This window comes from Streptomyces sp. NBC_01257, assembly GCF_035917255.1.
Classification (GTDB): domain Bacteria; phylum Actinomycetota; class Actinomycetes; order Streptomycetales; family Streptomycetaceae; genus Streptomyces.
Map to the genome: position 1 here is coordinate 3,428,406 of NZ_CP108472.1, position 11,901 is coordinate 3,440,306.

At 67.5% G+C, this 11,901-nt stretch carries 11 protein-coding genes; 7 read left to right on the forward strand and 4 right to left on the reverse strand.

All coding sequences use genetic code 11. The features are described from left to right. Nucleotides 1-804, reverse strand: coding sequence for a class E sortase (locus OG408_RS14525; RefSeq protein WP_326674538.1), 804 nt, complete (start codon nt 802-804; stop codon nt 1-3). Between the two features lie 99 nt (nt 805-903). Here OG408_RS14525 and OG408_RS14530 point away from each other — a divergent pair, with 99 nt between their 5' ends. The 4 genes from OG408_RS14530 (at nt 904) to OG408_RS14545 (ending at nt 6,511) form a co-directional block, all read left to right on the forward strand. Continuing rightward, complete coding sequence (locus tag OG408_RS14530; protein ID WP_266779188.1) at nt 904-1,905, forward strand: SEC-C domain-containing protein; 1,002 nt, start codon at nt 904-906, stop codon at nt 1,903-1,905. A gap of 181 nt (nt 1,906-2,086) precedes the next feature. After that, entirely contained in the window at nt 2,087-2,608 is a 522-nt protein-coding gene (locus OG408_RS14535; protein ID WP_285563697.1) for a GNAT family N-acetyltransferase, read from the forward strand. A 250-nt stretch (nt 2,609-2,858) separates the two neighbouring features. Further along, entirely contained in the window at nt 2,859-3,275 is a 417-nt protein-coding gene (locus OG408_RS14540; protein WP_326670206.1) for a hypothetical protein, read from the forward strand. 92 nt (nt 3,276-3,367) lie between these two features. Then, nucleotides 3,368-6,511: a DUF3427 domain-containing protein gene (locus OG408_RS14545; RefSeq protein ID WP_326670208.1), complete on the forward strand. Its 3,144-nt coding sequence runs from the start codon at nt 3,368-3,370 to the stop codon at nt 6,509-6,511. Between the two features lie 126 nt (nt 6,512-6,637). Here OG408_RS14545 and OG408_RS14550 read toward each other — a convergent pair whose 3' ends face one another. Next, the gene (locus OG408_RS14550; protein ID WP_326670210.1) at nt 6,638-7,129 is read right to left on the reverse strand and encodes an ATP-binding protein; all 492 of its coding nucleotides are present in this window, start codon (nt 7,127-7,129) and stop codon (nt 6,638-6,640) included. Between the two features lie 374 nt (nt 7,130-7,503). On the opposite strand from OG408_RS14550, the gene OG408_RS14555 reads away from it, so the two are divergent. Both OG408_RS14555 and OG408_RS14560 read left to right on the forward strand, forming a co-directional pair. Further along, complete coding sequence (locus OG408_RS14555; protein WP_326670211.1) at nt 7,504-8,349, forward strand: helix-turn-helix domain-containing protein; 846 nt, start codon at nt 7,504-7,506, stop codon at nt 8,347-8,349. Next, on the forward strand, nt 8,349-8,543 hold the full coding sequence (locus OG408_RS14560; protein WP_326670212.1) for a DUF397 domain-containing protein: 195 nt from the start codon (nt 8,349-8,351) through the stop codon (nt 8,541-8,543). The genes OG408_RS14555 and OG408_RS14560 overlap by 1 nt, the downstream gene beginning before the upstream one ends. Nucleotides 8,544-8,618: 75 nt before the next feature. Here OG408_RS14560 and OG408_RS14565 read toward each other — a convergent pair whose 3' ends face one another. Beyond that, complete coding sequence (locus OG408_RS14565; protein WP_326670214.1) at nt 8,619-9,968, reverse strand: hypothetical protein; 1,350 nt, start codon at nt 9,966-9,968, stop codon at nt 8,619-8,621. A gap of 379 nt (nt 9,969-10,347) precedes the next feature. On the opposite strand from OG408_RS14565, the gene OG408_RS14570 reads away from it, so the two are divergent. Beyond that, nucleotides 10,348-11,115 carry a hypothetical protein gene (locus tag OG408_RS14570; protein WP_326670215.1) on the forward strand — a complete coding sequence of 256 codons (768 nt, stop codon included), beginning with the start codon at nt 10,348-10,350 and terminating at the stop codon, nt 11,113-11,115. A 90-nt stretch (nt 11,116-11,205) separates the two neighbouring features. Here the strand turns inward: OG408_RS14570 and OG408_RS14575 are convergent, their stop codons facing one another. Continuing rightward, on the reverse strand, nt 11,206-11,871 hold the full coding sequence (locus OG408_RS14575) for a nitroreductase (protein WP_326670217.1): 666 nt from the start codon (nt 11,869-11,871) through the stop codon (nt 11,206-11,208). Nucleotides 11,872-11,901 lie beyond the last annotated feature (30 nt).

Genomic DNA, 11,901 nt, shown 5'->3' on the forward strand with positions numbered 1-11,901 from the left:
TCAGCGCCCGCGTACGCCGGTGAGCTTCCCCCACACCACCAGCCGGTAGCGGGAGGTGAATTCCGGCGTGCAAGTCGTCAGGGTCAGATAGGACCCGGCCGCCCGGTAGCCCACGTACGGCTTCACATTGCTGCGCGGCACGGCGGCGACGACCCCGCCGTCGCCCGGCAGGGTCCGGGCGAGGGTCTTGTCGACGGTGTACGTGTAGACGGCGTCCCGGGTCTCGACGGTGATCCGGTCGCCGGAGCGCAGCCGGTTGATGTAGCGGAACGGTTCGCCGTGGGTGTTGCGGTGCCCGGCGAGCGCGAAGTTCCCGGAGCCGCCGGGCTGCGCGGTACCGGGGTAGTGGCCGGCGTACCCCTTGTCGAGGACGCCGCGCTTGCTGATGCCCTGGGCGACGGGCGCGGTCAGCCCGATGCGGGGGATCCGGATGACGGCGTACGCCTGGGACCGGCGGGGCGCGGACGCGGCGGCGTCACGGTCCCCCGCCCCCACGGCGGGGCTGTCGTCCGCTGGCTCCCCGGACGCATCCGCCCCCGCCGGGTCCGACGGATCCGGCACCGCGGGCCCGGTATCCGTCCTCTCCCCTTCCTCCGGGTCCCCCCAGTCCCGCTGGAGGTCCTGCACGGTGTGGGCGGCTTCGGCGCGGGCCTGGCGGTTGGTCCACCACAGCTGGTGGGCGACGAGCAGCAGCAGGACGACGCCGAGGGTCACCACCAGCTCGGCGCTCGTCCACAGTCCGCGCGCGGCCAGCCGCCTCCGACGCGGGTCGCGCTGCACGACCACCGGTATCCGCTCACGCATCCGTTCACGCACGGCCCGCACGATAGGGCCAAGCCCCGTAAGTCTCCAGGGCCGGAACAGGCCTCCGTGCAACGCCCCGACGGCAGTACCGTGTGGTCCATGCGCCCCGACACGCCTGCCGACCACACCACCGAAGCCGAGCGCCTGCTGCGCACCGCGGCGCAGTACCCCGAGGACCACGAACCGCTGCTCCTCCAGGCGGCGGCCCATCTGGAACTCGCCGGCGACCGCGCCCGCGCCACGACGCTCTACGACTCCCTGCTCAGCGACCCCGACACCGAGCACCCCCACCTGGTGAAGGCGCTCAACGCCGCCAACCTGTGGGAGTACGGCCACGAGGCCGAGGCCCGCGCGATCATCGACGGCATCCGCGCGGCCGGCCCGCTGGAGGCGGCCCCCTGGGAGATCGCGGCCGAGACCCTGGAGGCCCACGACGAGCTCGAAGCGGCCCACGACTACTTCTCGACGGCCCTCACCCTGCTCATCGCCCCGGGCGAGGAGGTGCCGTACGCCACACAGTCACTGCTGACCGGCCGGCACCGCGTCCGCCGGCTGATGGGTGTCACGCACGACGCCTGGGACGAGCTGGCCGACACCCTGCACACGGCGGCGGTCCCGCTGGACGAGCTGCACGACCCGAAGCGGCTGTGGGCGCTCGGCTCCTCGGACCCGGGCGAGCTGCGGGCCGAGATCACCCGCCTCCGCGCGGAACTGGGCACGTACCGCACGGCGCTGTCCCGCCCGTTCCCGGTGGCGGTGCTGCACTGGCCGGAGAACGAACTGCGCGAACTCCTCACCGCGTACCCGGGCCTCGCCACGGAGTACACCTCCCACGCCGACCACCTGTCCCGCCTGGAGGCGGCCCTGCGCGACCTCCACGCGACGGGCACCCCGAACCTCGGCATCGTGACCGGCACGGTCCCGTCGTACGAGGCCTTCGCCGCCTCCGAGGCCGCCTCCCCATCCGACCCGGACCTGCTCCCCCAGTACGCGACGACCCTGGCGGCCCGCGGCCGCGCGGTCCCGTGGCCGCCGGCGAGGAGCGCGGCGTGCTGGTGCGGCTCGGGTCGTTCGTACCGGGACTGCCACGGGGGCGCGTAGCTGTTCGCTGTTCGCTGTTCGCTGTTCGCACGTAAGGGGCCGGAGCGGGCTCTGGGCGGGCTCTCTCCTGGGCCGCCCTGACGGGGTGGCCCGGGGGCCCGCCCGTCTGGGCGGCCCGGGGGTGCCTCGCGGGCGGAAATTCCCGATGCCGTCGGGCCCGCCGCCCGCATACCCTGCCGCCATGCCCGAGATCCGGCTCCAACGCCTGCGCCCCGACCACGCCCCGGCCCTCCTCGCGTTCGAGCGGGAGAACCGCGCCTTCTTCGCGGCGTCGATACCGGACCGCGGCGACGACTACTTCACCCACTTCGCCGCCCGCCACGCGGCGCTCCTGGCCGAACAGGAGACGGGAGCCTGCCACTTCCACGTGCTGGTGGCGGAGGACGGCGAGGTGCTGGGCCGGTTCAACGTGGTGGACGTGGCGGACGGATCGGCCGAACTGGGCTTCCGCCTGGCCGAGAAGGCGACAGGTGGCGGCCGGGCCACGGAGTCGGTCCGCCAGATCCTCAAGGCGTGCGCGAGGATGTACGGCCTGACGACGGTGCGCGCGTCGGCCACGCTCACCAACACCGCCTCACGCGCGGTGCTGACCCGCACGGGCTTCGTCCCGACGGGCGAGGAAGTGACGCTGAACGGGAAGCCGGGACTCCGGTACGTACGGGAGCTGGCGGAAACGCCGTCACCCACATCCCCACCCGCGTGATGCGGCCGCGCGTGGCCGACTTACCTCTGGCGCAACGCACGCCCTCCCCCGACCATGGCCTCCTGAAGCGTGGACCACTTCGGGGGAAGGCCACCGCATGAGCACGGACGACCCGGGCACGCCGGGCAAAAAGCCTCCACCGCAACGCCCTTGGGCCCGCGGGAACCCCGGCCCCGGTGGCCCTCCCCGCCCGCCGCACCCACCCGGCCCCGCCGGCTTCGGAGGCGGGCCGCCTCCCACCGGCAGCGAGATGCCCGCCCCGGTCAGCAGTCTGCGCGTTCTCATGATGGTCGTCGGCGGACTCCAGGCGATCCTCGGCCTGGCCCTGGTGACCAACAGCGTCGCCATCGCCACGTCCCTCTGGGGCGAGGACGACGCCTCCGCGTACGCCCGCCGGGCCACGGGCGAGGACCACGCGGGCACGGTCGTCTTCGTGGGCATCCTCATTCTGGCGATCGCCGCATGGGGCATCCTGACGGCCCTCAAGTTCCCGACCCGCCACCCCAACGTGCGGAATTCGGCCATCGCCTACGGCTGGACGGCCCTGGCCTTCACCGTCGCCCTGTGGGCGTTCCTGTCGGTCCTGATCCTGATCTGGCTCATCCTGGCGATCCTGCTCACGGTCCGGCCGAACCAGCCGGAGTGCAGGGCGTGGTTCGGGGGGTAGGGGACGTTCTGATCCTGCCCATGCGCTCAGGTTCTGTCAGTCTCCCTTGATACAACTGCGTACATAAGTGTCGCGACGAGGGGGACTCGGCTATGGCCAGCCATGCTTCAGAGGGAGCGGCGCCCGTCGCCGGTCTGTACGAGACTCTGATCACCCGACGCCTCGAAGAACAGATGAAGCAGCTCAGCGCCGCTGGTTGGCACGCGATCGACGGCACTGTGGGCATCGAGTCGACGCCACATGTTCTGTCACGTCACATCGCCAGCACCGTGCGGCAAGTGCTTCAAGGCCTCAAACCGGCGGAACAAGTCGTGGCCGCCAATCACATCCTTGAATCTCTCAACACCATTGAAGGTGCTGCTGAGTGGGCCGATGCGGTCATCGACGGGCCGCGACAGCTTCTCGCCGTCGCAGAACAGGAAGCACCAGGCGTCTACGCCATCCGGCCCGCTACGCCTCTCTCAGAGACTGCCCTCATCACCAATTCCCCTGAAGATCCGAGCCTGGGCTTCGAGATTCGAAGGGAACTGGCAACAGCTGACCGTGTGGACCTACTCTGCGCGTTCGTTAAGTGGCACGGCCTGCGAGTGCTCGAAGAATCGCTGACATCCGCCCGGGATCGCGGCGTCCCCATCAGGGTTCTCACGACCACGTACATCGGTGCCACCGAGCGTCGCGCGCTCGACCGGCTCGTTCGCGAATTCGGCGCCGAGGTGAAGGTGAACTACGAGCTTCGCTCGACTCGCCTGCACGCCAAGGCGTGGCTCTTTCGCCGGGACAGTGGGTTCGACACCGCGTACGTCGGCAGTTCCAACCTCTCGAAGGCCGCGCTCCTCGATGGTCTCGAATGGAACGTACGGCTCTCGTCGATCGCCACCCCGTCGGTCCTGCGCAAGTTCGAGGCGACCTTCGACGCCTACTGGAGCGAGCGCTCCTTCGAGCCGTACGACCCCGACAGCGACGCGCAACGATTGGATGAGGCTCTCTCTCACGCTGGCGGCCCGGCCGGCCAGCAAGGCCGCAACGTCATCACGCTCTCCGGGCTGGAGGTGCGTCCATACCCCCACCAGCGCGACATGCTGGAGCGCCTTGAGGTCGAGCGCACCGTTCACGAGCGGAATCACAATCTACTCGTCGCCGCCACGGGCACGGGCAAGACAGTGATGGCGGCGCTGGACTACAAGCACTTGAGAAAGAAGCTTGGTCGGGACCTACGTCTGCTCTTCCTGGCCCATCGGAAGGAGATCCTCGAACAATCCTTGCGTGTTTACCAGAACGTGCTGGTCGATGCGAACTTCGGTGAGCTCTTCTTCGGCGGTGAGGTGCCCGAGGACTGGAACCACGTCTTCGCAAGCGTTCAGTCACTCAACGTGCGCGCCCTGGAGCGCCTGGCTCCCGATCACTTCGATGTCATCGTGATCGATGAGTTCCATCACGGCACTTCGTTGACCTACCGGCGGCTTGTGGAGCACTTCACCCCGCAGGAACTACTGGGTCTCACTGCCACGCCAGAACGTATGGATGGGCTGAACATCCAGGATGAGTTCTTTGACGGCCGAATCGCAGCCGAAATGCGGCTCTGGGAGGCCCTTGAGAACGAGCTGCTAAGTCCGTTCCACTACTTCGGTGTCACCGACAACACTGACCTGCGCCCCCTCGCCTGGAAGCGAGGGGCATACGACACGAGTGCTCTCAGCAACCTCTTCACAGGTAACGATGCCCGGGCCAGGCTCGTCGTCAAAGCTGTTCAGGACAAGGTCACCGACCCCGGAACAATGCGAGCACTGGGCTTCTGCGTCTCGGTGACACACGCTCAGTTCATGGCCGACTACTTCAGACGCGCTGGCCTTAACGCCGTCGCACTCTCAGGCGAGACACCGAAGCCGGAGCGCAAGGCAGGTCTCGACGATCTCCGCTCTGGAACGCTCCAAGTCATCTTCTCCGTCGACCTGTTGAACGAAGGACTCGACATCCCCGATGTCGACACCCTCCTCCTTCTGAGACCCACCTCAAGTGCCACTGTCTTTCTTCAGCAACTGGGACGTGGCCTTCGCCGTACCGACAGCAAGGCAGTGCTCACCGTCCTCGACTTCATCGGCCAACACCGCAAGGAGTTCCGATTCGAGGAGCAGTTCCGCGCCCTGACCAACCTGACACGTAACCGACTCCTCACCAACATCGAGGATGACTTCCCGCAGCTGCCCTCTGGCTGCCAGATCATCCTTGAAACGAAGGCCAAGGCCCTCATCCTCGACAACATCCGCAACCAGATCGGCGTCAACGTCACTCAACTCGCTCGCGAGGTTGCTACCTACGCGGAGCCCCGGCTCGCGGACTACCTCAGGGAGAGCGGCCGAGAACTCAAAGAGCTCTACCGAGGCAATGGAAATTCTTGGACAGGGCTTCTCCGCCGCGCCAAGCTCCTGGAACCGACGGCGCCCAGCGGTGAGGCAGCGCTCCTGAAGCGGGTACCGGCGTTTCTTCACGTCGACGATCCGACACGCGTCGCGGCGTACACCAAGTTGCTCAGCGATGACGCACCGCCGTACGACCAACTGAGCGGCCAGGAGCAGGCATACGCCCGCATGTTGTTCTTCTCGCTCTGGCCGTTGGGGGGAGAATTCACAAGTTATCAAGAGGGCTTCGATACTCTGCGCACTCAGCGTGCATTCCGAGACGAGGTCCGACAGGTTCTGGCTCACGTCCTCGACCTGGCCGCCCATCTGCCACTCCCACTACTAGGCGCACATAGCGACCTGCCCTTGGCGGTTCACGCCTCATACAGCCGTGAGGAGATCCTTCCTGCACTGGGGCAATCCACTGTGGACGGCTTCATGCCCGGACACTTCCGTGAAGGCGTGAAGTGGTGCGAAGAAATCCAAACAGATGCCCTTCTCATTACCCTAGAGAAGGATGAGAAGGATTTCTCCCCCGAAACCCGGTACAAAGACTACGCACTGAACGAGTCCGATTTCCATTGGGAGTCACAAAACCAGACATCGGAAACGTCCCCAACAGGCCTCCGCTATCAGACGCACCGAGAGAAGAACACTCACGTACTCCTCTTCGTCAGACGCTACAAGAAGACGGACATCGGAGGCCCCCAGCCCTGGATGCTGCTCGGACCGGCCGACTACGTCACCCACAAGGGGAGTAAGCCCATGGCAATTACATGGAAGCTGCACCACGAGATGACAGCAGACGTCTGGACGTACTCAGCAATCGCCGCAGGGTAGAGCTGCACCTAGAGCCCCTGCGACCGGTCCGCCCACCGACTGCGGTGGTGACGCAGACACGCAGGGTCTATTTCATGCTCGGGTAGCAACAGCGCCCTAAACACGTGCCTTGACGGGCCAGATGACTCACGCGACCTCCTCCGCCTCCGACTCGACTTCGAAGAGGAGTTGCGCACGGTCAAGCGCCTCGTCAGCGTCGAAGCCATGCGCCCTTAGCCAGAGTAGAAGGTCAGCGATCAGGCCGGTGGCTGCCTCCGCGGCTTCCTTCACGCTCAGCCGCCTCGGCTGCGAGCGCCCGAGGCGCTCCCCCAACCCACAGAGACCCAAAAGCGCTTCCGCCTTTGCCACCTGTTCACTCGCGACATGACCGTCGGCCGATTGCAGATCAGTGGTTAGCTCACACCAAGTGGTCTTGGAAACGCCACGGACGATCACACCCCACCGGGCAGCCACTCCATCCACCAGGGCCATGCCGCGCCCCCACTCCTCCAAGCCAGCAGGCCTGACGAGCGTCGGAAGCCGATGCCCGTCGGGGTCGCTCACCTCAATACGCAAGTGGCTGCCGTTCATACTCACCGCCAGACAGGCCGACACCCCCACACCCACGTGCTTGATCACGTTGCTCGTGAGCTCAGTTACGCAGATCTGAGCCGCGTGAACCAGCGAGGGGAGCCCCCAGAGCCCCAGCTGAAGCCGCACCACCCGACGCAGGCCAGCAAGCTCGCACTCCTCCGCCAAGAACGGAAGCTCCCACCGCTTCCGCTCGACACCAAATCGGCACCCAGTCATACCCATCACCCTTCCCAAGCCTTGGCGGTCACTACGTGCTCCCGCCTCGTCTCATAAGGTGACAGTGGAACTCTCAAAATGGAACTCTCACCGCGACCTTTCGGGAGTGCACACCCTCGACGCGCGCCCCCGTCGTGCGCCACCTTGCTCGCACGGCTCGGCGCCGTGCACCCTCTCGGAGACCGACTTGAAGGGCCGAAGACATGCCAGTTGGACCGACTACCCGCAGGCGTCAGCTGGGAGCAGACTTGCGCCGCCTCCGTGACGCAAAGGGCCTCACCTTGGAGGAGGCGGGTGCCCGCGTGGGTATCTCCAAGGCCACGCTGAGTCGATACGAGACGAAGGAAGGAACGGTCAAGTGGCCTGCCGTGGACGCTCTTTGCCGGGAGTACGGAGCGTCTGACCAGGAACGAGAATCGCTGGTCGATCTGGCCAAAGGAGCTCGCATCCAAGGCTGGTGGCGGTCGCTGGCCGACCCAATCCCCGAATCCATGAACCTCATGCTCACCCTCGAAGACGAGGTGGTGAGTGAGGGTCACTACGCCTGCATGTACGTTCCAGGGCTACTTCAAACTCGCGCGTACGCCGAGGCAGTTCACCGAGCGTCAGAGATGAGATGTACCGACCAAGAGATCAATCACATGGTCGACATCCGGATGAAGCGTCAGGAGCTCCTCGCGCGTGATGAGCCACCACACCTCTGGGCAGTGATCGACGAAGCAGTCATCCGACGGATGGTCGGGGGGCGATCCATCATGCGTGAACAGTTGCAGCACCTGATCGCAGCATCGGCCCAGCCCAACATCACGGTGCAGATACTGCCGTTCGAAGCGGGGGCCCATGCAGCGGCCGTGGGCAGCTTCGTCATCCTGGGTGGGTCGGCACCTGAACTCGATGTGGTCTACGTGGACATCATCGGTGGCGGGCTGTTCATGGAGAAGCCGCGGGAACTCGAACGCTATAAGTTGGCGTTCGAGTACTTGCGCGCGCAGGCGCTGGATCTCCAGTCCTCTACCGCGCTCCTGAACCAGGTTTGCGAGGAGCTGTGATGGATCACGAGGACACCCAGTGGTTCAAGTCGTCATACAGCGGGGGCAGCGGGACTGAATGCATTGAAGCGGCCTTCACCTCCGTCGGCGCATCTGTGCGCGACAGCAAGCGGCCGAGCGGCGGCCGATTCCACGTCGGCCCAGCAGCTTGGGCGGACTTCGTCGGATCGGTACGGGCAGGCGAGATTCGCTGACTGAGGGCTGCCGTTGCCGAGCAGCCGCAGCCCCATGACCTCCCTGCCTTCCCTGAGGAATGAGGACGCGCACGCTCACCCCGGCGCCCGCACCCCCACAAGGCTCGAACCGTGCGCGTACACCAGCCGGTTGTCCGAGAGGAAGAACGGCGGCCCACTCGTCGTTCGTCGCCAGGCGGTCCTGCCGTAGACGTCGACGGCGATGATCTCGCCCCGCCGGCCCCTCCCGGGGACGTACCAGGCGCCCTGGCCCACGTCCTGTGCGGTGGCGGTGAGTTCGGCGGGGCGGCGTAGGGAGGTGTCCGACGAGGTGGGATCGGGACCCGGATGGGGATTCGGGTCGCGGTACGTGCCGTCCGTGCGGTAGGCGAGGATGCTGCTCCTGCGGGCGACCGGGTATTCGCCCGGCTTCAGGCGCAGCGGGAACGTGCCGTGGTACTCGTCCCCGATCAAGGCGCCCGCCGCATCCGGCAGGGTCAGGCGGTAGCTCATGAGGAGCGGGATCGACGGGTCCCTGCGGCAGCCTTCGCGGACGGCCGCCTGGGGCTGGTCCCAGGTGAAGGTGTGCTGCCAGGCCGGGGCGGGGGACTCGGTCGTGACGTCGTACGCCGCTGCCCGGGCCTGGCAGCCGGGGCCGTGCGGGGTGGTCAGTACGAGGGTGCGGTAGAGGGTGGGGATCACCTGGGCGATGTCGCCTCGGGGCAGTTCTACGGGCCAGGCGTGGAGCCGGTCCTCACCGCGCCGGAGCGTCATGAGCCGGCCGTCGGCGACGAAGACCAGCGGACTGCATTTCCGGCCGAGGTCCGCACTTCCCCATGCCCCGGCCCCCTCCTGGTTGCAGGGGGCGGCGAAGACCGCCGGGCCGCGGGTTCGGTGCTTCCACAGGATCCTGCCGGTGGTGGCGTCCCAGGCGGTCAGCGTGCAGGCGGCCCCGGGCAGGCACGTGGCGGCCACCGCCTGGTGGATGGTTCCCGGTGTCGACGCGACGGTGACGAGCCGGAGTTGCCCCGGCGGGCGGGCCGGGGGCGCGGCCAGTCTCGTGAAGCGGCCGGTGACGGGGTCGAGTGTTGCCATGCCGGGCATCCGGCCGGACGCCGCCGCGCCCACGAGTGTCAGCGGGCCTCCGGTGGGGGTGGCGACCGCGTGTGTTCCGCCCGGGCGGCCGGTGAGCGCGAACTGATCCGGCAGCGTCGTACGCCAGAGAACCTTCCCGTCCTCGTCGAACCTCGCCGCCACCGTCCCCTGCCCGATGATCCCCATGCGGCGGTTCACCAGAGCCCAACCGCCCGAGGCATCCGTCGGTACGGGCAGCGGCACCCGGAACGCGGCCTCGGGATCCTGGTCCGCCCCGATGCGCGGCGGCGACGGCGCGAAGCAGCCGGTGAGCAGCGGTAGAAGCATCAGAAGACCGAGCAGTCTGCGCATGAGAACCCCCCGCACCAGCCTGCACAGGTGCGTCTCTCGTGGGGAGCACGAATGACGACCGGTTCGGTCACGGAACGGAGAGCCCGCACACCGGGGCACCATGCCGGCCGTCGCGCGAGCGCCCGTACCAGAGAAACCGGCGCATCATCACGAAATATCGATACCAGCTACACACCATCCTCACAAAGTCTTAAGATCTCACCGTCCTGGCGCTCCTGGTGACTCTCACCTCGGGCGTCGGCGCGCATCCACGACACGACACGACGCGGCGCAGCAGGCGCAGTCGTGGGGCGGCAGCAACGATCGAGAACAAGAAGCAGGGGGCGGCATGTCTCTTCGGGATGCACCGAGGTCTTCGATATCCAGCGGTGCCCAGGGCATGAAGTGGGGAAGGAAGAAGCCCCGACGGGCCTACGGAGCCCTGGTGGTCGGGCTCATGGCCCTCTCCGTCGGCATCTCGGCGTGCTCCGCCGGGGACCAGGACGCCGCTTCGGCCGCGGCTTCGGCGAGCACATCGACGGTGCCGTCCGCCACGGCTTCGGCCTCCCCCTCGGCCACGGTCTCCACGTCCCCGCCCGCCACCGCCTCGACGTCCCCCTCCGCGACGCCCTCGAAGAAGCCGGTCGTTCTGGAGGCGGTCGGCAACTACACCGGGTGGAACCTCCGGAAGGCCGTGGCCGACGCCCGCGGACACCACGTCAAGTCCGTTTCGTACACGGACGCGAGCGAGCTTCGGCGTTCCGTGGTGAGCACATCGAACTGGAAGGTGTGCTCGCAGAGCCCGTCCTCCGGCAGCTACAGCACCACCACCAGGCTCGCCTTCAAGATCGTGGGCGTCAACGAGTCGTGCGCGCACCCGCCGCGCTCCTCTTCCAGCGGTACGTCCGGCAGCAGCGGCGGGTCGTCCTCGTCCGGCGGCAGCGGCAGCAGTGGCGGCAGCAGCGGTGGGTCCGGCTCGGGTGGGGGTACCTCGGCGGGTGGTGGCTCCGGCAGTACGCAGGTGTGCAGCATCCGGTCCAACGCCGGTAACTGCTACCACGCCGGGCAGTTCTGCCGGAAGGCCGATGTCGGGGCGACGACCACGGACGCCGCCGGGCGAAAGATCACCTGCGGCTATCAGGCCAGTGCGAACCGGTGGCACTACTGAGGCGAGGCGCGCGCGCAATCCGCGGATCGCTCACCGCACCGACGGCCGCCGGTGCGCCGCCCAGCATGCGACTGCGGAGATGCCCGGCGGTCACATGCCGATGAAGCTCACCGTCTCCGTCATGTCCGCCCGCCCGGTACGCAGCCGTGGCACGTCCTCCTTCTCGAATCCCACGGAGACACCGCAGAACAGCACGAGGCCGTCGTCGGCTCCGACCGTCTCGCCGACGGTCCTGCGGTACATGGTCCACATCACCTGGGGGCAGCTGTGCAGGCCTTCCGCCCTCAACAGCAGCATGACCGTCTGTACGTACATCCCCGCGTCGGCCCACTGCCCGGGGCCCATCGACTCGTCGACGTAGCAGAACAGGACGACCGGCGCCCCGAATGCCTGCGCGTTCAAGGTGGCGATCCGCCGGGGTCTGCCGGGGTCGTCGCGCTCGATTCCCAGAGCCTCGTACCGCTGGGCGGCCGCGGCGGAGAACCGGTCCGCGTACGGAGGCTTCAGTTCGGCCGGGTACATCGGATACTCCCGGTCGTCACCCTGGTCACCCGCCACCGCCCGGGCCGTCGCGCGCCTCTTCAGCTCGGCCAGGGGCTCACCGGCCACGACGTACATCCGCCACGGCTGGAGGTTCCCGCTCGACGGGGACCGCGTTGCCGCGGTCAGCACTCGTTCCAGCGCCTCCCTGGACACCGGTTCATCGCTGAACGCCCGCACGGCTCTGCGGCTGTCCACGGCCTCGTACACGTCCACGGCTTCGGATCCTCCCTACGGTTGCTCCAG

Excerpts from the sequence above, each read along its gene's own strand:
- OG408_RS14570 (WP_326670215.1), top strand. The coding sequence starts at position 10,348 with ATGAAGTGGGGAAGGAAGAAGCCCCGACGGGCCTACGGAGCCCTGGTG.
- OG408_RS14530 (WP_266779188.1), top strand. The coding sequence starts at position 904 with ATGCGCCCCGACACGCCTGCCGACCACACCACCGAAGCCGAGCGCCTG.
- OG408_RS14555 (WP_326670211.1), top strand. The coding sequence starts at position 7,504 with ATGCCAGTTGGACCGACTACCCGCAGGCGTCAGCTGGGAGCAGACTTG.
- OG408_RS14560 (WP_326670212.1), top strand. The coding sequence starts at position 8,349 with ATGGATCACGAGGACACCCAGTGGTTCAAGTCGTCATACAGCGGGGGC.
- OG408_RS14525 (WP_326674538.1), bottom strand. The coding sequence starts at position 804 with ATGCGTGAGCGGATACCGGTGGTCGTGCAGCGCGACCCGCGTCGGAGG.
- OG408_RS14540 (WP_326670206.1), top strand. The coding sequence starts at position 2,859 with ATGCCCGCCCCGGTCAGCAGTCTGCGCGTTCTCATGATGGTCGTCGGC.
- OG408_RS14565 (WP_326670214.1), bottom strand. The coding sequence starts at position 9,968 with ATGCGCAGACTGCTCGGTCTTCTGATGCTTCTACCGCTGCTCACCGGC.
- OG408_RS14535 (WP_285563697.1), top strand. The coding sequence starts at position 2,087 with ATGCCCGAGATCCGGCTCCAACGCCTGCGCCCCGACCACGCCCCGGCC.
- OG408_RS14545 (WP_326670208.1), top strand. The coding sequence starts at position 3,368 with ATGGCCAGCCATGCTTCAGAGGGAGCGGCGCCCGTCGCCGGTCTGTAC.